The sequence below is a fragment of the uncultured Abiotrophia sp. genome (assembly GCF_963520105.1).
Lineage (GTDB): Bacteria > Bacillota > Bacilli > Lactobacillales > Aerococcaceae > Abiotrophia.
On record NZ_CAUQPN010000003.1, the window covers coordinates 17233 to 37382 of the forward strand.

Consider the following 20150-nt stretch of genomic DNA (forward strand, 5'->3'; position numbering starts at 1 on the left):
TTAGACTTGCCAATCCTTTAGCGATTTTGCGAAATCTGATTGGCAACGAATTTAGCAAATTCCAAGGCACCGGTTGGGTTTGGATGGATACCATCCTCATAGTACCAATCATCGTGGCCCTTAGCGAAGGTTCGCCAATCAATCACTTTGACATTGGAGAAGCGATTAGCTGCAGCGAAGAGACGATTATTGGCATCTTCTACCCAGACCTTATCAACCGAGGAAGTGACAAAGTACTGCTCCCGGTCAGTCCCGATGGCATTAATATAGTCATTAAGCTGACCGTCGGTAAAGGTCCCATTAGAACCTAAGACCGTCACCACTGTTCCCTTGAGTTTACCAGAGGCCTTGAGGCTATTAATCACTTCGTTACTTTGGTAAAGCTGACGACCAATCTGACCATCAACGATTGCCTTAGGAAAGACTTCTTTGACCTTATCAGCCGAAGCCAATAGGATGGAATCCCCAATAAAGGTTACTTCAAGGGCATTGGCTTGGAGGAGTTCTTGGCGGTTTAGGCCTTCAATATTATTAATAACCTTGGTTTCCTGACTTTCAGGCTCCTTGGTCTCTTCCACCAATTTTTGATTAGATTCGATGACTGTTGCTAACTCATCGGCTGCCTTGTTCTTCTGTTCTGGTGTAATAGCCAAAGCCACTAAACCAATGGTTGAAACTAAGAGATAGCTAATCGCTAGCGTCTTAATGCCCCATAGGCTAGCCCGGTGTTGAACCAGGTAACGCACCCGCGCTTGGGTTTGTTTCCAGTTGAAATCTTGACCAAATGGCAAAATCAAGCGACGACGTTCAAAGAGTTGATAGGAGATTTCCGCCATCAACATAATCAGTAAGAACTGAACACCGACTGAGATCCAAATATTATGGAAGCCATTCAAACGGTCTGGAATAACCAAGTGAATCGGATAAAACCATAGGTAGTAGGATAAGCTGCGTTTACCGAAGAAGGTAAAGATCGGCAGACTTAAAAACTTATGTAGCCAAGTAGAGGGATGGAGACTGACAATGACAAAAACCATGGACAGTAAAGTGAATAGCAACATCCCAAAACGATAAGCAAAGGGCTGAGTCCCATACATAAAGAGCAACATAAAGGTCATCAGGATGACACTGGCAATCCCAATCCCATTAAAGACTTGTTGCTGACGCTTGGATATAGCTTTTGGCTTGAGATGGACTGGGAATAGATAGCCCAATGCCCCACCAAAGGTAAAGGCAAAGGCTCGCGTCAACAAATCATAGTAAATCCGACTTGGATCCTGTCCATCTTGGTAGAGATAACCCAGAAGTACTGCCGAAGCAATGGATAAAGCCATTAACATAATAGCAGCAGTAGCCGGATTGCGATGCCAAGAATAGACTACCTTGACCACAAAAGGCGTCAAGAGAATCAGCTGGGCATAAATGGAAATGTACCAGAGATGGGTAAAGGCACTCGGATTGGCCGCCTGGACAAAGTAGGATTGGTTGGACAAAATCTGATAGTAGTTGTTAACGAAGAACAGGCTAGAAAACCCCATATTGCGCAAATTATAGAAATAATCCGGCGCAAACAAGGCAATATAGGCTGCTACCAGCAAGACCATAAACAAGGTTGGAAAGAAAATCCGTTCAAGTCTAGACTTGAGATAGGACCGGACAGAAACTGATTTTCTTAGCGTAGGGGCTGTATAGAAATGACGAAAGGCGAAGAAACCTGCCACCATCAAGAAGGCGTTAACGGCCAGAAAGCCCCCAGGCAAGATATGCTGGAAGAAATAATAGGTCAGAATTAAGAGGATTAAGACCCCACGATAGCCGTCGAAAAAGGCCAAACGAGGACTTTTAGTAGATGTTTTATCGGTCATGCACATCCCCTCCCCTTAATCCATGAATTCAAACTGATAGCCGGCTAAATCGACTAAATCACCGGATTCGGCCCCTGCTTCACGCAAAGCTTGGTCCACACCCATGGAACGTAATTGGCGGGCAAATCGCGCCACGCTCTCATCGTGGGCCATATTGGTCATGGCATAGAGTTTTTCAATCTTAGCCCCTGACAATTGCCAGTAACCCGCATCAAGTTTGGTCAAGGTAAATGGCACTTCCTCTTCTAATTGGTAATGCACTTCTTCTGGCTCTTCCTCAAATAAAGGAATAAAGTCAGAATTTTGGACCAAGTCATAGGTAAAGGCCAAGAGTGGCTTGAGCCCCTTGGCTTGCCAAGCAGATACTTCAAAAATAGCTGGTAAGTCTAAGCCTTCTTTTTGGCAATAGTCTTCTAGCTTCTGCTTGAAGCTAGGTAAATTTTCTTGGGCCTGGCTCTGATCCATCTTATTGGCCACAATGATCATAGGACGTAAGAGTAATTTCTCGTGATAAGAAGCCAGTTCATGCATAATATCGAGGTAATCTTGGAAGGGATCCCGTTCATGAGTCGCTGCCATGTCAATGACATGCAACAAGACTTTAGTCCGCTCAATGTGGCGGAGGAAGTGAATCCCCAAGCCTACCCCTTGCGAGGCTCCTTCAATCAGACCTGGCATATCGGCCACGATAAATTCCTGATCGTAATTGAGTTTGACCACACCCAGGTTAGGGGTTAAGGTTGTAAATTGATAGTCTGCGATTTTAGGCTTGGCATTACTAATGACAGACAAGAGGGTCGATTTCCCTACACTTGGATAACCTACCAAGCCTACATCGGCCAGAACCTTCAATTCTAATTGGAGGTCGGCTTCTTCACCTGGCTCACCATTTTCGGCAATGGAAGGAGCCGGATTCTTATGGGTAGCAAATTTAATATTGCCGCGTCCACCACGACCGCCCTTAGCAACGACACATTCCTGGCCTTGCTCTACTAGGTCGGCTAGCAACTTATCAGTCGTCGCATCGCGGATGATGGTACCTGGTGGAACTGACACAATCAAGTCTTCCGCAGCCTTACCATACATGCCTTTGCTCATACCGTTTTCGCCGTTCTTGGCCTTGAAGTGACGATTATAACGGAAATCCATCAAGGTCCGCAGGCCTTCATCCACTCGGAAAATGACACTGCCACCTCGACCGCCGTCACCGCCGGCCGGCCCGCCATCTGGGACATACTTTTCGCGTCGGAAGGCCACCATACCGTCGCCGCCTTTACCGGCTTTGACTGTGACCCTTGCACGATCTAAAAAGGTCGACATTGAAAGCACTCCTTTCTCTAACTCATCTAGTTGAGTCTTAAAATTTATTAATCAATAAGCGTGAATCAAAGAGTTCCAAGACTGCCTCTGTCAGCACCTTGAGGGTAGCCAAACGGTTAGCTCGAATAGTCTCATCGTCGGCATTAACCTTGTTGTCATCGAAGTAAGCTTCAATCACCGGTACTAGGTTATCCAGATACATGTAGAGGGCATCAACTGAAATCTTGTATTGGTCAATTTTAGCAGCGGCTTCTAGCAACTTAGCCTCAGAATCAGTTTGGGCTAGGTCTAAGTTAAGCTGAGCCTCTTCTTGAACTTTAGCTCCCAGATTGACCACCCGGGTAATGGCTTCTAGGAAGCGTTTGTAGGCCGTTGGGTTCTTATCCTTGTGGGTCTTGAGGAAATGGGCTACATAGTTGGCCTTGCCAACTTCTAAGTGCTTAGCTGCCCCAATCCCTTGAATTTGGTCCATATCGACAGATTGGTTACGTAAATGCACAGCAACCCGCGCCCAGACAAAGTCTGAAAGCTGCTTCAAGAGTTCTTGGTCGCCCTCATGGGCTTCCACTAAGTGCTTAAAGACTGGTAACAAATCTAATTCCCAACCGCGATCTAAGAGGATTTCCACAGTCCCCATAGCCGTACGACGAAGAGCGTAAGGGTCGTTAGAACCCGTTGGGATTAAGCCAACCTTGAAGTATTGGAATAAGGTGTCAAGCTTATCAGACAAGGCCAAGAGTGCACCTGCATCTTGGTCAGGCAGCGCACCACCGCTAGTCGTTGGCAGGTACTGGGTCCCAATAGCTTGGGCCACCATGGCATCTTCCCCGTAATGACGAGCGTAGATTTCCCCGATTTGACCTTGGAGTTCGTCGAACTCGCCAACCACTTGAGTCATGAGGTCAAACTTGTAGATTTGGCTAGCACGTAAAGCTGCCTCATAAGACGCTTGATCTAAGTTCAGGTTCCCTTGTAGTTGACTAATTAAGGCGCCGACACGGACTTGCTTGTCAGCTAAGGTTCCTAACTTGAAGTGCTCATTAACATGCGCTAGCTTATCGACAAAGAAGTTTAAGTCATGTTTGAGGTCTTCTTGATAGAAGAATAAGGCATCTTCCAAGCGAGCCCGCAAGACTTTTTGATTACCTTTGACGACGTTGGCTAAGTGTTGGTCATTCCCGTTACGCACTGAGATGAAAACTGGCAAGAGCTCACCTTTAGCATCTAAGGCATAGAAGTAACGTTGGTGGTCACGCATAGCCGTAATCAAGACACAATGTGGCACTGATAAATATTTTTCTTCAAAGTCACCATAGAAGACGGTTGGCCATTCGACAATGGCAGTCACTTCTTCTAGCAAATCTTCATCGACTGGTACTTGCCAGCCTTGAGCAGAAGCTAAATCAGCCAATTGTTGACGGATATTAGCCCGACGTTCTTCAAAGTCTACTAGGACATGTTGCTCACGCAAAGCCTCCACATAGTCTGTGGCCTTTGCTAAGGTCACGTCATGGCCTAAGAAACGATGGCCACGAGAGATGCGGTCTGATTTAACGCCAACAAACTCTAAAGGCACCAATTCTTGGGCTAGGAGGGCCACAATCCAGTGAACAGGACGAATGAATGGAATCTCATAGTCATGCCAAGTCATAGTAACTGGGAAGGTCATGGCCTCTAAGACACGATTAAGTCCTGACAAGACTTGGTCTGCAGCTTGACCTGGCAAATGCTTGTTAACGAAGATATAGTCTTCACCTTTGATGCTTTCTACAATCACATCTTCTTGGCTGGCGCCTTGGCCTTTAATAAAGCCAAGGGCTGCTTTAGTCCAATTGCCTTCCGCGTCTTTGGCGATTTTAAGGGATGGGCCTTTTGCCTTGGTAGATACATCCTCACTACGCTCAGCCAAGCCATGGACTAGGACCGCCAAACGGCGTGGAGTAGCATAGGCGCTAAGGCTCTCGTAAGCTAAACGCTCTTCTGCTAAGAAGTCAGCCACCCGTTTTTCTAATTGTTGTGATAAATCTAAGAGGAAGCGTGCAGGAATTTCTTCCATGCCAATTTCAAGTAAAAATTCTGCCATGGTCTAGGCCTCGCTTTCTGATTTTTTAAGGAGTGGGAAGCCAAGGGCTTCACGTTCAGCCACAAAGGCTTGGGCAACAGAACGCGCCATCTTACGAATGCGACCTAAGTAACCGGCACGGTCTGAGACGGAAATCATACCACGTGCATCGAGTAAGTTGAAGGTATGGCTACACTTGAGGATGTAGTCATAGGCTGGATGGACCAAACCTAAGTCAATCAATTTAAGTGCTTCTTGCTCAAACTCGGTAAACAAGGTGAAGAGCAAGTCGCTATTGCTTTGTTCGAAAGCATAAACGGAGTGCTCACGTTCAGGTTGACGGAAGATATCGCCATACTTGACGCCTTCCACCCACTCCAGTTCATAGACATCTTCAACGTCCAGGATATACATAGCCAAACGCTCTAGACCATAAGTAATCTCGCTAGTCACTGGATGGCACTTAAGCCCCCCTACTTGTTGGAAGTAGGTGAATTGGGTAATTTCCATCCCATCAATCCACACTTCCCAACCTAAACCGGCACAGCCCAGGGAAGGATTCTCCCAGTTGTCTTCAACGAAACGAATGTCATGTTCCAAAGGATCAATCCCGATGGCTTCTAAACTCTCTAAATAGAGTTCTTGCACATTCAGGGGCGATGGCTTCATGACCACCTGCAGTTGGTGGTGTTGGAAGAGGCGGTTAGGATTCTCCCCGTAACGACCATCTGCTGGACGTCTGGAAGGTTCGACGTAGCAGGCATTCCAAGGTTCTGGGCCGATGGCACGTAAGAAGGTGTAAGGGCTCATGGTCCCTGCCCCTTTCTCCGTATCATAGCTTTGTAAAACCAGACAGCCTTGCTTAGCCCAGAATTGCTGTAAGGTCATGATAATATCTTGCATGGTTTTCTTCTTCATGATGCTTCCTCCTTTATAGCGGGGACGGCAAACCCCTGGCGACAAATAAAAAGTCCCTATGGTAATCCACTGACCACCATAGGGACGAAGATAGCTTCGCGGTTCCACCCTATTTCTAGTTACATTGAACTAGCGCTTCATTTATGCCTATGAGTGACTTAAAAACTACCATCGATTTGCTCTGGCTTCCACCGTCCCAGAGTCGCTAGGCTATCTTCTTTTAATTGCGCTTTTAATCCCCTTTATTATAGGGCATGACGGCCTTTAAGTCAAGCAAAGTCGTGCTTTTAATGACCAGCTAGGCGTCCTGTTTTTTTGTTCAAAACAGGACGCCTAGCTGGTCTCAATATGTTGCTTATTCTAAGAAGTCTTTCAATTGTTTAGAACGACTTGGATGGCGGAGCTTGCGCAGAGCTTTGGCCTCAATCTGACGGATACGCTCACGAGTAACACCGAATACTTTCCCTACTTGTTCTAGGGTCCGAATGTTACCATCGTCTAAACCAAAGCGCAGACGTAAAACATTCTCTTCGCGGTCGGTCAAGGTATCCAAGACATCTTCTAATTGCTCCCGCAATAAAGCAGAAGAAGTGAAGACTTCTGGGCTCATTGCTCCTTCATCTTCGATGAAGTCGCCTAAATGAGAGTCGTCCTCTTCCCCGATTGGTGTTTCTAAGGAAACAGGCTCTTGGGCAATCTTGAGGATTTCACGCACTTTTTCAGTTGGCAGGTCCATTTCAGCCCCGATTTCTTCAGGTGTTGGTTCGCGACCTAAATCTTGCAATAGCTGTCTTTGGACCCGAACCAGCTTGTTAATGGTCTCTACCATATGAACTGGGATTCGGATAGTACGAGCTTGGTCGGCGATGGCGCGAGTAATGGCCTGACGAATCCACCAGGTAGCATAAGTAGAGAACTTAAAGCCCTTGGTGTGGTCGAACTTTTCAACGGCCTTCATCAAGCCCATGTTCCCTTCTTGAATTAAATCTAGGAACTGCATGCCACGGCCCACATAACGTTTGGCAATGGAAACCACTAAACGTAGGTTAGCTTCAGCCAGTTCTTGCTTAGCAATGTCGTCACCACCTTGGATACGAACGGCCAAGTTGATTTCTTCCTCAGCACTTAAGAGAGGGACATTCCCAATCTCCTTAAGGTACATACGGACAGGGTCACTAACCTTGAGCTTGGAAGTCGCGGTTTTAGATTCAGCAGCTAAATCAGCCTGCAATTGTTCTTCTTCACGGACCATTTGTTGTTTGGTTGGTCCCCCATCATCACCGACAACAGAAACCCCATTATCTTCGACGATTTGGATTAAAGTATCAATCCCGTCAGCATCTAGTCCGTAAGGACTCGCGATTTTCTCTGTTAATTCGTCATAGTGGACTTGTCCTTCTGACTTTTTAGCCAGAATAAGGGCTTGGACCGCCTCTAGATAGGGTGAGGCGACGTCTTGATTTGGAGTTAACTTTAGATCTTTTTCTTCAGCCATATAAGAACCTCCTAGTTTTTCTTTAATTGCCGGCTTAAGCGCAGTATTTCAACCAAGTATTCATTCATCTTGGTCTTATCCCCACGTATTTGGGCTTGTTTTAGTTTGTTTTGTAGCTCCTTAAGCTGAATCTCAGTAAAGGCAGCATCAATGGTTTTGACGCAATCTTGCATGGCCTGCTCCGAGTAGTCGGTCTGGGTATGGTCCCAAATCAGGCTGGCCAAGTATTGTTGCTCATCAGGGCTGGCTTCCACATCTAAGATACCGGTCAGAGGCAGTCGGCCTCCTTTTTCATAATAGAAGTGTTCCAGCTGATAATAAATAGCTTGAGCGCTTGGATGGACAAAGAGCAGAGGCTGGTCTAAGCCTTCAATAAACTTCCAAGCTGGCTCGTTAAAAATTAGATTAGACAGGATGTAACGCTCGCAATGATAGGCCTTAAGTGACTTGATTTGGTCATCTAATGCCCCTGGCTTAGCTTGGACTGGATTAGACGGAAGTGCCTGATCCGGAAATCCAGAAGAATGGGCCTTATCCCACTTGTCAGGTGAATCTTGCTTGGGTCTATCGCTCTCCTTAGCCTGTTCCTTGCGATGGCGATAGGACACTTGTGCCAGTTGCTCTTCCAACATGGCCAAGTCTAAACCGAATTCCTCGGCTAAGGCCTGCAAGCGCATGGTTCGTTCGATTGGCGATGGTAACTGAGCAACTAAATCTAAAAGTCGATTGATATAGAGCGCTCGCTGCTCAAGATCAGCTAACTGGTATTCCTGTTGAAGATAATTCTTTAGGAATTCATAGCGCGGAATGGCCTGGTTAATCAGCGACTTGAAGCTATCAGCCCCACCGGACTTAATCCACTCATCGGGGTCCATCTTACCAGGAATGGAAACAGCCTTAATGGTATGACGCGGTAAAGTAAGGCTTAATTCAAAAGCCCGAGCAGTTGCTTTTTGACCTGCAGCATCGCCATCAAAGACAAAAATAATTTCCTGAGTCACCTTGCCTAACTGACCAAGGTGTTGGCTGGTCAAGCTAGTCCCCATGGTCGCCACAGCCTGCGGGAAACCGGCCTGGCTCAGGGCAATCACATCCAGATAACCTTCGCAGATTAGAACCTGGTTGAGACGGCGAATGTGTGGCCGAGCTTGAGCAAAATGATAAATCAAGGATGATTTATGGAAAATATCAGTTTCCGGTGAGTTAACGTATTTAGCAACTTTTGGGTCATCGCCAGGATTGGCTTGGTAGATACGCCCCGAAAAGGCGACCGTCCTCCCTTGGCGGTCCTCCAAGGGAAAGATAATCCGACCATGGAAACGATCCATTAAACCTTGGCTGGCTTCATAGAAAATCCCTGATTGCAGCATTTCTTCATGGTTAAAACCCGCTTCCGTCAGGTACTGAATCAGCAACTGAGGATTATCAGGCGCTAGGCCCAAATGAAAGTCTGACAGTGTTTCTTCCTTAAGCTCACGTTGCTTTAAGTAAGCATAGGCTGCCTCCCCCGCTACCGTTTGAGTTAGGTAGAAGTGATAGAAATCACGGGCTTTTTCATGTAAATCAAGCAAACGTTGATGGGGCTGACTGACAGCCTGCCCCGTCTCAAAATAGCGACTATCGAGGGCAATATTGGATAGTTCAGCTACCTTCTTAACTGCTTCTGGAAAACTAATTCCTTCCATTTCCTGAAGAAAGCCAAAGACATTGCCCCCTCTACCACAGGAAAAACACTTATAAATCTGCTTGTCCGGGCTAACCGAGAAAGAAGGATTGTTATCTTCATGGAAGGGACAAGAGCAAGTATAGTTATTACCACGCTTGGTCAGGGCTACATATTGGTTGATAATAGCCACGATATCGGCTTCTTTTTTTACCGATTCAATGATGTCATTAGGAATACCCGCCATCTGACGCCCTCCCTTACTGAACTGCTTTAAACAGAGTTGTTGCGGGGCTTAGCCCGATAGAGACAGTAAGCACCCAATAAGAATTGAATAATGATGGCGAAGAGCCCCTTAAGCGAGTCACCTGTCATCTGCGCGACTAGGGCCAAGATGGTGGTCCCTAGTACGGAAGAGAATTTACCAAAAATATTATAGAAACCAAAGAATTGGTTAGTCTTTTGCTTAGGAATCAACTGGCCAAAGTAAGAACGACTGAGCGCCTGAATGCCTCCTTGGGCAGTCCCTACTAAGATAGCCAAAATCAAGAAATCCCGGAAACCAGACAAGCCTAGTGCAAAGACACAGATGACCACATAGGTCCCAATGCCGAAGAAGAGCAAAGTGCGGCTACCAAAACGTTTAGCTAAGGCTCCATAGGCCAGTGATGACGGAAAGGCCACAACCTGAACCACTAGGAGAATAATAATCAATTGGTTAGCAGGTAAGCCCAAATCGCTGCCCACAGAGGTCGCCATTTTGATAATGGTCCCTACCCCGTCAATATAGAGGAAGTAACCCACTAAGAACCATAAAATGGTTGGATAGTGTTTGAGCTCTCCCACTGTTTCCTTAAGTGAGCGTAAGGTGGACTTAACCAAACCATCGTGGTGCTCGATGTAGGAGACCTGCTTAACATGGCGCCAGTATGGCACCGTAAAAGCAAACCACCAAATGGCCGTAATTAAGAAGCCAACATTGACTAAATCACGCGATGACAGCCAACCTGATACTTGCAAAGCAAAGAAAATCAGAAAGGCAAAGACACTGCCAATATAACCATAGGCATAACCTGCTGAGCTGACCATATCCAAACGTTGTTCAGTCGTCACATCCATAATGGAAGAGTCGTAAAAGACATTGGATAAGGAGAAGCCAATAGCAGATAAGGTATAAACCACCAAGAGATAGAGCCAGGCATTTGGCCCGGCAAAAATCATGGCCAATACACTCCCGATCCCAAGTAGGGTCCCAAAGGTAAAGAGCGGTCCCCGCACCCCTTTGTAGTCAGCACTGGTCCCTAGAAATGGTGACATTACAGCCACCACAATGGTAGACAGGGAGTTGGCGTAACCCAGATAGGCTGTGGAAGTGGCCGGTGCCATGCCCACACTATCGGTTACGGCCTTATAAAAAATAGGAAAAATAGCGGCTGTAATCATCAAAGAATAGACGGAGTTAGCCCAGTCCTGGAGAATCCAAGCCCACTCCTTCTTTGTATAGCCTGAGAGAAATTTCTTCATAGCAAGCCTCCCTAGTCTTCAATTTGGGCTTCAATCACGTCCCAGATATCTTGTGCGCCATAGCCCGTTTCGGCTGAGAATGGGAAGAGCGCATCGACCGTCGGCAAATCCAAGGCCTTCTTATACATGGATAAATGCTTATTCCATTGGCTCTTCTTAATCTTATCCACCTTGGTCAGGATGATGGCATAAGGAATCTCGGCTTCATCAGCAAAGTCCTTCATGGCCTTATCTAACTCGGTTGGCTCATGGCGAAAATCCATCAAGAGAAAGAGCACGCGAACATTGTCCCGATTAAGGAGATAATGTTCAATCATCTTGCCCCACTCTGCTCTCGCTGTCTTGGAGACCCGAGCATAGCCATAACCAGGCACATCGACAAATCGGAAAGTCTGATTAATGTCATAGAAATTAAGGGTTTGGGTCTTACCAGGTTGGCTGGATGTACGCGCCAAACCCTTTCGACCAATCATTTTATTAATGAAAGAAGACTTGCCCACATTAGAGCGCCCCGCCAGAGCCACTTCAGGCAAGGCATCTTGTGGATATTGCTTTGGGCTGACGGCACTAATGACTAATTCTGCCTGACTTACCTTCATGAAGCAGTCTCCTTCTGCGGTTTGATACGCTTGTTGTGCTTGTTGTAATAGAATGGCTGGTGGCTACCTAGCACCGTATCTTCTGTAATGACAATACGGCTGATATTTTCATCACTTGGGACGATAAACATAATATCCAACATGACGGATTCCAGGATAGAACGGAGGCCACGTGCGCCAGTATTGCGCTCAATCGCCTGCTTGGCAATGGCAATCAGGGCCTTTTCCTTGAATTCTAGCTCTACACCATCAATTTGGAAGAGGCGTTGATATTGTTTAACCAAGGCATTCTTAGGTTCTGTTAAGATACGAACCAAGTCCTCTTGGGTTAACTTCTCTAACATGGCCATAACAGGCAAACGCCCAATAAACTCTGGGATCAAACCAAACTTCAAGAGGTCTTCTGACGTGACTTGTTGCATGAGCGACTTGGATTGATCCAACTTGCCATTGCTGCTACCAAAACCAATGACCTTGCTACCTAAGCGTTCCTTGACAATGGTCTCAATACCATCAAAAGCTCCCCCTACAATAAAGAGAATTTGCGAGGTATCCAGTTGGATGAACTCTTGGTTAGGATGCTTACGGCCACCCTTAGGTGGGATGTTAGCAATCGTCCCTTCCAAAATCTTGAGCAAGGCTTGTTGGACCCCTTCACCACTAACATCGCGGGTAATGGAGACATTCTCACTCTTACGGGCAATCTTGTCGATTTCATCGACATAGATAATGCCGTGTTGCGCTTTTTCAATATCATAGTCTGCTGCTTGAACCAACTTGAGTAAGATATTTTCCACATCTTCCCCCACATAGCCGGCTTCAGTTAGGCTAGTCGCATCAGCAATCGCAAAAGGCACATTAAGTAACTTGGCCAAGGACTGGGCAAGGAAAGTCTTCCCGGAGCCCGTTGGGCCAATCAGACAGATATTGCTCTTTTGTAATTCAATATCCGCTTCATGTGTGGCAATGCTAGCATTAATACGTTTGTAGTGGTTGTAGACGGCAACTGCCAAGGATTTCTTGGCTTCAGTCTGGCCGATGACGTATTGGTTAAGATGGGCCATGATTTCGGCAGGTTTGAGGACGCTCACGCCACTAAAACCTTCTGAATCACCGACCATATCCTGACGAATGATTTCCTCGCATAGGCCTACACATTCATCACAAATATAGACATCTGGCCCTGCTATAATCTTATTGACTTCATCTTGGGACTTGCCACAGAACGAGCAATAGTAGCCGCCATGATTCCCGGTATGGTTACTGGTCATGGTAATCGATCCTTCCTCTAACGTACATAATGAGGGATGCAGATAGTCATCGTTGAACTTAAGACTCTCGCAACCCTCATTTATAGTTATTCTAATAGGTTTATTTTATTATTTTTCTACCGCAGAATCAACAATTAAGCTCATTGCCTTCTTCATACGGATGTCAGCAGTTAACATATCAGTTGATACAAATTGTTTGACTTGGTCAGCAGACATGTTGTATTGAGATGCCAAGTCAGCAACTTCAGCGTCGATTTCAGCATCCGTTACTTGAATGTCTTCAGCCTTGACAATGGCTTCTAATACTAAGTTAGTCTTAGTACGTAATTCAGCTTCTTCAGCGAATTGAGAACGTAAGCCTTCAGCGTTAGTACCAGTGATTTGGAAGTATAAGTCTTCGTTAATCCCTTGACGTTTCAAGTTATTGGTGAAGTGAGATACTTGACGGTTGATTTCGTCTTCTACCATTACTTCTGGTAATTCAACGATTTCAGCATTCTTAACTGCTTGACGTAAAGCTAAGTCTTCGACAACTTCCTTAGCAGCAGTCTTTTTAGACTCTTCTAATTGAACTCGGATTTTGTTTTCTAATTCCGCTAAGCTTTCAACTTCGGAATCCACGTCTTTTGCGAATTCGTCATCTAATTCAGGTAATTCTTTGGCTTTTACTTCGTGAACGGTCACTTTGAAGACAGCGTCTTGACCTTTAAGGTTTTCTGCATGGTAAGCTTCTGGGAAGGTCACTTTCACTTCCACTTGGTCGCCTGCTTTAGTCCCTACTAATTGGTCTTCAAAGCCTGGGATGAAGCTGTTAGAACCGAGTTCTAATGAGTGGTTTTCACCCTTACCGCCTTCAAATGCTTGGTCACCCAAGAAACCTTCGAAGTCGATAACCACTGTGTCGCCTAATTCAGCTGCGCCTTCTTTAACGACGAGTTCAGCCAAACCTAAACGACGAGATTCTAATTCGTCCTTAACATCTTGATCAGACACTTGACGGTCTTGTGCTTCTACTTCTAAGCCCTTGTAGTCGCCTAATTTAACTTCTGGTTTTAAGACAACTTCAGCTTTTAATACCCAAGGTTGACCTGCTTCGAGTTTTTCGATGTCAATCTTTGGTTCAGTTACCACTTCTAATTCAGCCTCTTGGATAGCTTTAGATAAATGAACTGGTAAGAGAGCGTTCAAGGCATCTTCGTAGAGCGCTGCTTCCCCATATACATTGTTGAAGATTTGACGAGGCACTTTCCCCTTACGGAAACCAGGTACTGACAAACGTTTTTGTACCTTCTTGAATGCTGTGTCTAAAGCTTTCTTCACATCTTCTACTGGAATTTCAAAGGTTAATACCCCTGTATTTGTTGCTTGTTTTTCGAATTTCGCTACCATGTAACTTTCCTCCATAGCTTCTTGTTTATTTACACACTCCACAATTTTAACTGAAAGCATCCAATTTGTAAACAGATTTCCCCTATTTTTACTGACTTTTCCTCAGATTTGACTCCACTAAGTGGGACCACCTATTTTCTCTACCTATTCCACGTATGGAAGTAAGTAGCCATAGCCCTTACTTTCCATCTGGTCCTTAGGGATGAAGGTGATGGAAGCTGAGTTAATACAATAGCGGAGGCCACCCTTGTCCTTAGGCCCATCATCAAAGACATGTCCCAAATGAGAGTTACCAGAACGTGACCGGACTTCAATCCGCCTCATGTTAAAGCTAGTGTCTTCCTTATAGCGTGCTACATCCGCTGAGATAGGCTTGGTAAAGCTAGGCCAGCCGCAACCCGAGTCATACTTATCCTTAGATGAGAAGAGTGGCTCCCCAGTGGCGACATCCACATAGATACCTGGCTCCTTATTATCCCAATATTGGTTGGAAAAGGCCTGCTCGGTGTTATTTTCCTGGGTCACAGCGTATTGAGCAGGGCTTAATTTTTCCTTCAGTTCTTGATCACTTGGTTTGGGATAGAGGCTGACATCAATCAAGGGATCCTGCGCCTTCTTGAGATCGATGTGACAGTAACCGTTAGGATGTTTGGTCAGATAGTCTTGATGTTCTTCCTCAGCCTTAACATAGTTTTTAAGAGGCTCCAATTCAACCTTGAGTTCTTGGCCTAATTCTTCCGCCTTTTCCTTCATTACTGCTTGGGCGACAGCCATATCCTCTTGGCTCTCATAATAAATACCCGTCCGATATTGTCGGCCCTCATCATTGCCTTGTTTATTAAGAGAGAGCGGATCTACAACCCGGAAGTAATAGAGTAAGAGTTGACGCACATCTAGTTTACTGGCATCATAGGTGATTTTAACCGTTTCGGCGTGGTCAGTCTGACCGATTAAGGTATAGTTGGTGATGTCTGACGTCCCATTGGCATAGCCAGATTCCACATCAAGCACCCCATCAATTTGCTCAAAATAAGCTTCTAGGCCCCAAAAACAGCCACCTGCTAGATAGAGAGTCTTGAGATTCTCGGCTTTGACTTCTTCCTTGCTTGAAGTACTAGAAGAACTAGTCGCATTTGCCGCAAGGGCGGCTTCTACCCGGCTTTCAATATTTTGGGCGGTCAAGCCAGAATGAGAGGTCCGCCACCAGACAAGCGTAATTACCCCTAGAACCGCAATTAAGCCGGTTAATAAATAACGTTTATCCATTATAGTTTCCTTCTTTCAAATTTTAAGAACCTTCCTTAGTCCATGCTAGCCAATTGATCTAAGACACTTTGCCGATCCATATGACCTAATTGGACCTTTACTAGTTCCCCCTTGGAATTGATAAAGGCCGAAGTGGGATAGGCCACAACCCCTAATTGCTTCATAAAATCACCCGACTGATCCACTAAAACCGGTAGATGCGTATAATCTAAGCCGGAAAACCACTTGGTAAAATCAGCCAGGGGCTTTTCATTTCGAATTTCAGGTGCCACCATGGATAAGACGACCACATCATTTCCTTGATTGCTTTCATCAGCTAAGGCGTCGACATCCTTGAGTCCTGCTAGGCAGATAGAACACCAGGAGGCCCAGAATTTAATGTAGACTTTCTTGCCTCGCAAATCTTCTAACTTATAAGTTTTACCATGAATATCTTGAAAGGTCCCGCTTAAGCTTTGCCCTGCTTCTTGCTTTTGGGAAGAAGTGTTTGCTTGCGTAGTGCTAGCTGCTTGCTTGGCATTACTCGCCTCCTGATGAGGTTGGCAGGCCGCTAGACAGCCTGAACTTAAGCTTACAAGTCCTAGGACTTGCCAAAATTTACGTGTAAAATGTGACATGTTGTTTGCCTCTTTTTCCTAGATTTTGTTGAACATAACCAGAATACCAACCAATATGATGAGGACAGCCCCCACCCGTTTAATCAGCATCATGTGTTGTTTGGCCACATTAAGCCATTTGACGAGAGATGATGATACCACTGCCAAGAGTAAGAAAGGTACTGACAGGCCCAAAGCATAGACGAAGAGTAAGCTGCCACCGTACCAAGCACTGGCCCCTGTGGTGGTCACTAAGGCCAAGACAGAACTCAAGACTGGCCCGACACAAGGCGTCCAACCAAAGCTAAAGCTCAGTCCCAATAGAAAGCTTCGCGTTAATTCCCCAGCATTTTTAGCCTCCATCTGTACGGTCTTTTGGCGACTAAGCCATGGAATCTCCACTAATTCCAGCTGATAAATTCCCATCAGCACGATTATGCCCCCTAGCACATATCGGGTATAGTGACCATAGACGATTTGTCCCAAGAGACTGGCCGCAAAGCCTAACATGAAGAAAATCAGCGAAATACCTGACATGAAAGCCAAAACCTTCAAAACTGGCAAGAGATAAAAACTATAGTTACCAATTTTTACCTTCTTGTCCCCAGTCTCCCCCATAAAGGTTCCCATATACAAAGGAAACAATGGCAAGACACATGGAGATAAAAAGGAAAGTATTCCCGCCCCAAAGACTGTTAAATAATACGATATCGACATAAAATCCCTCCTGCGAATAATTACATACCTATTATAAGTCCTAATAGCTAGATTATCATTTATTTTGATTGGGAAAAGCTACTTCCTTAAAAAAGTGCCTATTTATGAACTTTTTGTGTAATTTCAGGGCACTTATAGCGAAATACTAGGCGGGAGGGGCTTGCTTCTAGTATAATAAGGTGAAGGAGTGAGTGGAATGGTTAAATATCCAGCTGGTTCAGCCCGGCATAGAGCCATTAATAAACCAGCAGGGCAAAGCATAGAGCCACCTAAAGCTGGGACTATGCAAAATCTCAAGGCATCCAAAAAGCCTACTCAGTACGGTAGCCGAGGCATGTCCTTAGAAGATCGTATTAATCAATCCAACCAATATTACCTCAGTCATAACCTGGCGGTGATCCACAAGAAACCGACACCCATTCAAGTCGTCAAGGTGGATTTCCCGCGTCGTAGCGCTGCTCGGATAACCGAGGCCTACTATCGCCAAGCCTCGACAACAGACTACAACGGCCTCTATTTAGGTCGCTATCTGGATTTTGAAGCTAAGGAAACGACTAATAAAACTAGTTTCCCACTGGCCAACTTACCAGACCACCAGATTGAGCACATGCGACAATGCCACCAACAAGGCGGTATCGTCTTTCTCTTAATTAGCTTCAAAGTGCATGACAAGGTCTATTTACTTCCCTTCCCTGCCCTCGATCAGTGGTTGGAAAGTCAGAAGCGCAAGAGCTTGCCCCTCACTTACCTGGAAAGCCATGGCTACCTCTGCCAACAAGGGGTCTTTCCTATGATTGATTATTTAGCAGCTGTGGACCTCTGGCTCCAAGCTCATTAGTTTGACAAGAAAGGAGGGATTGACTTGGTAACTGGAAGTCGTCTCGAACGCAAGAAATATCAAGCCTCCCAACAAGAATCTACGCCTCTTGATTCGTCTGAGAATCAAGGCCGACAAAAGAAGAAAGGTAAAAAAGCTGGTAAGAAACCCCTTTGGCGCCGTATCCTTAAATACTGCCTGATTGCCTTCTTCAGTCTCTTTATTTTGGCAGTTGCCTCAGGGGCCGCCATCTTTATCTACTACTCCTCTTCTGCCCCACAAATCACGGAAGCAGATTTGGTCGGTCAGATGCCAAGTAAAATCTATGACCAAAAAGGCAACCTAATCAAGGAGTTAGGTAATCAGAGTCGCGACCTCATGCAGGCCAATGAAATCCCTGAAAACCTAAAAAATGCTGTGATTGCTATTGAAGACGGTCGTTTCTATAATCACAACGGGATTGACCCCATTCGGATTGCGGGTGCCTTTGTCCGTAATATTCGCAGAGGTCGAATTTCCGAAGGTGGCTCGACCATTACCCAGCAATTAGTCAAGAACTCGGTCTTCTCGACTGACTTTAAGGACCAAACCTTAAAACGTAAGGTCCAGGAAGCCTGGTTAGCCATGCAACTGGAGCGCGAGTATACCAAGGACCAAATTTTGACCTTCTATCTCAACAAGCTTTTCTATTCCAATAATACATACGGCGCTAAGACAGCTGCCCGTCTCTTCTTCGGCAAGGAACTTAGTCAGTTAACCGTTGGTGAAGCGGCCCTCTTAGCCGGGATTCCACAAGCACCATCCTCTTACGACCCCTATTCTTTCCCGGAAGCTGCCCAAGAGCGTCGCGATATCGTCCTGAGCGTCATGCTACGTCGCAAATTGATTAGTCAAGCCCAATACGACGAGGCCGTCGCTCAATCAGTCAGCTCCATGCTCAAACCTTTGGATCAGAACACCATGGATAACACTGATATGGTCTTAGATTCTTATTTGGATGTGGTCGCCAAGGAAGTCAAGGATAAGATGAACCTGGACATCTTCACTGATGGTGTCGAAGTCTATACTAACCTCAACTGGGATGCTCAAAAGCAAGCCTATAACTTGGTCAACAACGACTCTTCCCTCTTCCCAAATGATAAGATGCAGACAGCTATTTCTATTGTGGACGTCACTAATGGCCAGCTCCAAGCTGTCATTGGCGGTCGTAAACAAAACGTCTATCTAGGTCTCAACCGCGCCAATACGCTGAACCGCAGTATCGGCTCAACCATGAAACCACTGGCTGACTATGGGCCTGCCTTCGAGTACCTCAACTACTCGACCGGGACCACCGTGGTCGATGAGCCTTATACCTATAAAAATGGTGGCGAGCTCCAAAACTTTGACTTTGAATATAAGGGCAAAATGACTCTCCGCGAAGCCTTAGCTGGTTCGCGCAATATTCCTGCCCTCAAGATGCTGCATGCAGTCGGCATGGACAATGCCTATGCCTTCCTGCAAAAACTTAACATTAACATTAGCAATAATGACAAGAAAGAGTTAGTGGAAGCCAACGCCATTGGTGGGGAAGTCTCCCCTATCCAGCTTTCAGCGGCTTACGCGGCGATTGCCAACTACGGGGAATACCATGCCCCTTATGCAGTACGTCGTGTTGTAACCTCTGCTGGGACTGTGCGTGACTTCGATTCACCAGGCTCTCGTGCCATGAAGGATTCTACCGCTTATATGCTGACCGATATCCTTAAAGGGGTTCCTGGCGAATTCGCCGCAGCTGCCAAGCTAGATGGCATCCCTAATGCAGGTAAGACCGGGACAACCAACTATACGGCAGAGCAACTGAGCCAATTAGGTCTGGATGCTAGCACCTACGCCGCACCAGATGGCTGGTTTGCAGGATTCACTACCAAGTATGCCATGGTCACTTGGGTCGGTTATGATAATCCCTATGAAGCCGGTAATTATCTGACCTTAGAACAAACCCGCCTACCTCAAAAAATCTATGCCAAACTCATGACCTCGCTTATGGCTAACCAGAGCAAGTCTGACTGGACCATGCCAAGCAGCTTGGTCAAGGCTGATATTGAGAAATACACGGAGCCCTTGCTACTCCCTGGCCCATACACACCACGGGAAATGATTTCCTCCGAGCTTTTCATTAAGGGGTCGGAACCTAAGGAACAATCCCTCAATTATGGCCGCCATATTGCTGCTCCTACTGGATTCGACGCTAACTACAACCAACAAACACGTACCATTCACGCCACATGGGGACCATTAACTGGCTCCGGCACCTTCGAATTATCCGTCAACGGGACTGTGGTCTACCAAGGGACAGGTACAAGCTTTGATATCCCTGCCCATGAAATTCAGGATTACGTCTTACGACTGAGAATTGTGGATGGTAACAGTAGTTCCGATACGCTAGTAATCACTGTGAGTCTCAAGTCCGAGTCTAGTTCTTCAAGTAGCCAACCAAATCCGAATGAGCAAGGAGAAAATAACCCGCAATCACCTAACAATCGAGGCAACCAACCTAACCAGCCGGGTCAACCGGGTCAGCCTAACCAACCAGGCCAGAACGGTAACCAACCAGGTAACCAAAATCAACCTGGCCAAAATGGTAACACGGGTCAACCTTAGCCTGA

At 46.0% G+C, this 20150-nt stretch carries 15 protein-coding genes; 2 read left to right on the plus strand and 13 right to left on the minus strand.

Annotated features, from left to right (window positions below):
• Positions 1-17: 17 nt before the first annotated feature.
• The 13 genes from RWO08_RS04415 to RWO08_RS04475 form a co-directional block, all read right to left on the minus strand.
• The gene (locus RWO08_RS04415) at positions 18-1865 is read right to left on the minus strand and encodes an acyltransferase family protein (RefSeq protein WP_314211314.1); all 1848 of its coding nucleotides are present in this window, start codon (positions 1863-1865) and stop codon (positions 18-20) included.
• Positions 1866-1880: 15 nt separating this feature from the next.
• Positions 1881-3185, minus strand: a complete 1305-nt coding sequence (gene obgE / locus RWO08_RS04420; protein ID WP_311468196.1) for a GTPase ObgE — start codon at positions 3183-3185, stop codon at positions 1881-1883.
• Between the two features lie 37 nt (positions 3186-3222).
• Positions 3223-5268 carry a glycine--tRNA ligase subunit beta gene (gene glyS / locus RWO08_RS04425; RefSeq protein ID WP_314211315.1) on the minus strand — a complete coding sequence of 682 codons (2046 nt, stop codon included), beginning with the start codon at positions 5266-5268 and terminating at the stop codon, positions 3223-3225.
• 3 nt (positions 5269-5271) lie between these two features.
• Positions 5272-6165, minus strand: a complete 894-nt coding sequence (glyQ, locus tag RWO08_RS04430; RefSeq protein ID WP_070755037.1) for a glycine--tRNA ligase subunit alpha — start codon at positions 6163-6165, stop codon at positions 5272-5274.
• 355 nt (positions 6166-6520) lie between these two features.
• A complete protein-coding gene (gene rpoD, locus RWO08_RS04435; RefSeq protein ID WP_023392004.1) occupies positions 6521-7660 on the minus strand; it encodes an RNA polymerase sigma factor RpoD in 1140 nt (379 codons plus the stop codon).
• Between the two features lie 11 nt (positions 7661-7671).
• Complete coding sequence (gene dnaG / locus RWO08_RS04440) at positions 7672-9570, minus strand: DNA primase (RefSeq protein ID WP_314211316.1); 1899 nt, start codon at positions 9568-9570, stop codon at positions 7672-7674.
• Between the two features lie 26 nt (positions 9571-9596).
• The gene (locus RWO08_RS04445; protein WP_314211317.1) at positions 9597-10847 is read right to left on the minus strand and encodes an MFS transporter; all 1251 of its coding nucleotides are present in this window, start codon (positions 10845-10847) and stop codon (positions 9597-9599) included.
• A gap of 11 nt (positions 10848-10858) precedes the next feature.
• Complete coding sequence (yihA, locus tag RWO08_RS04450) at positions 10859-11446, minus strand: ribosome biogenesis GTP-binding protein YihA/YsxC (protein ID WP_314211318.1); 588 nt, start codon at positions 11444-11446, stop codon at positions 10859-10861.
• Complete coding sequence (clpX, locus tag RWO08_RS04455) at positions 11443-12717, minus strand: ATP-dependent Clp protease ATP-binding subunit ClpX (RefSeq protein ID WP_070755041.1); 1275 nt, start codon at positions 12715-12717, stop codon at positions 11443-11445. Before clpX ends, yihA begins: the two co-directional genes overlap by 4 nt.
• A gap of 108 nt (positions 12718-12825) precedes the next feature.
• On the minus strand, positions 12826-14106 hold the full coding sequence (tig, locus tag RWO08_RS04460) for a trigger factor (RefSeq protein ID WP_314211319.1): 1281 nt from the start codon (positions 14104-14106) through the stop codon (positions 12826-12828).
• 144 nt (positions 14107-14250) lie between these two features.
• Positions 14251-15372: a peptide-methionine (R)-S-oxide reductase MsrB gene (gene msrB, locus RWO08_RS04465; protein WP_314211320.1), complete on the minus strand. Its 1122-nt coding sequence runs from the start codon at positions 15370-15372 to the stop codon at positions 14251-14253.
• A gap of 35 nt (positions 15373-15407) precedes the next feature.
• Positions 15408-15989, minus strand: coding sequence for a redoxin family protein (locus RWO08_RS04470; RefSeq protein ID WP_314062333.1), 582 nt, complete (start codon positions 15987-15989; stop codon positions 15408-15410).
• An 18-nt stretch (positions 15990-16007) separates the two neighbouring features.
• Positions 16008-16685: a cytochrome c biogenesis CcdA family protein gene (locus tag RWO08_RS04475; RefSeq protein ID WP_035364243.1), complete on the minus strand. Its 678-nt coding sequence runs from the start codon at positions 16683-16685 to the stop codon at positions 16008-16010.
• A 196-nt stretch (positions 16686-16881) separates the two neighbouring features.
• Between RWO08_RS04475 and recU the strand changes: the two genes are divergently transcribed.
• The gene (recU, locus tag RWO08_RS04480) at positions 16882-17523 is read left to right on the plus strand and encodes a Holliday junction resolvase RecU (protein WP_314211321.1); all 642 of its coding nucleotides are present in this window, start codon (positions 16882-16884) and stop codon (positions 17521-17523) included.
• A gap of 24 nt (positions 17524-17547) precedes the next feature.
• A complete protein-coding gene (locus RWO08_RS04485; protein ID WP_314211322.1) occupies positions 17548-20145 on the plus strand; it encodes a PBP1A family penicillin-binding protein in 2598 nt (865 codons plus the stop codon).
• The last annotated feature ends 5 nt before the right edge of the window (positions 20146-20150 follow it).

What these genes read in the sequence shown, in the direction of transcription:
- clpX (WP_070755041.1), bottom strand. Translation starts at nt 12,717, where the DNA reads ATGACCAGTAACCATACCGGGAATCATGGCGGCTACTATTGCTCGTTC.
- yihA (WP_314211318.1), bottom strand. Translation starts at nt 11,446, where the DNA reads ATGAAGGTAAGTCAGGCAGAATTAGTCATTAGTGCCGTCAGCCCAAAG.
- dnaG (WP_314211316.1), bottom strand. Translation starts at nt 9,570, where the DNA reads ATGGCGGGTATTCCTAATGACATCATTGAATCGGTAAAAAAAGAAGCC.
- RWO08_RS04415 (WP_314211314.1), bottom strand. Translation starts at nt 1,865, where the DNA reads ATGACCGATAAAACATCTACTAAAAGTCCTCGTTTGGCCTTTTTCGAC.
- obgE (WP_311468196.1), bottom strand. Translation starts at nt 3,185, where the DNA reads ATGTCGACCTTTTTAGATCGTGCAAGGGTCACAGTCAAAGCCGGTAAA.
- RWO08_RS04470 (WP_314062333.1), bottom strand. Translation starts at nt 15,989, where the DNA reads ATGTCACATTTTACACGTAAATTTTGGCAAGTCCTAGGACTTGTAAGC.
- rpoD (WP_023392004.1), bottom strand. Translation starts at nt 7,660, where the DNA reads ATGGCTGAAGAAAAAGATCTAAAGTTAACTCCAAATCAAGACGTCGCC.
- tig (WP_314211319.1), bottom strand. Translation starts at nt 14,106, where the DNA reads ATGGTAGCGAAATTCGAAAAACAAGCAACAAATACAGGGGTATTAACC.
- RWO08_RS04445 (WP_314211317.1), bottom strand. Translation starts at nt 10,847, where the DNA reads ATGAAGAAATTTCTCTCAGGCTATACAAAGAAGGAGTGGGCTTGGATT.
- recU (WP_314211321.1), top strand. Translation starts at nt 16,882, where the DNA reads ATGGTTAAATATCCAGCTGGTTCAGCCCGGCATAGAGCCATTAATAAA.
- glyQ (WP_070755037.1), bottom strand. Translation starts at nt 6,165, where the DNA reads ATGAAGAAGAAAACCATGCAAGATATTATCATGACCTTACAGCAATTC.
- RWO08_RS04475 (WP_035364243.1), bottom strand. Translation starts at nt 16,685, where the DNA reads ATGTCGATATCGTATTATTTAACAGTCTTTGGGGCGGGAATACTTTCC.
- glyS (WP_314211315.1), bottom strand. Translation starts at nt 5,268, where the DNA reads ATGGCAGAATTTTTACTTGAAATTGGCATGGAAGAAATTCCTGCACGC.
- msrB (WP_314211320.1), bottom strand. Translation starts at nt 15,372, where the DNA reads ATGGATAAACGTTATTTATTAACCGGCTTAATTGCGGTTCTAGGGGTA.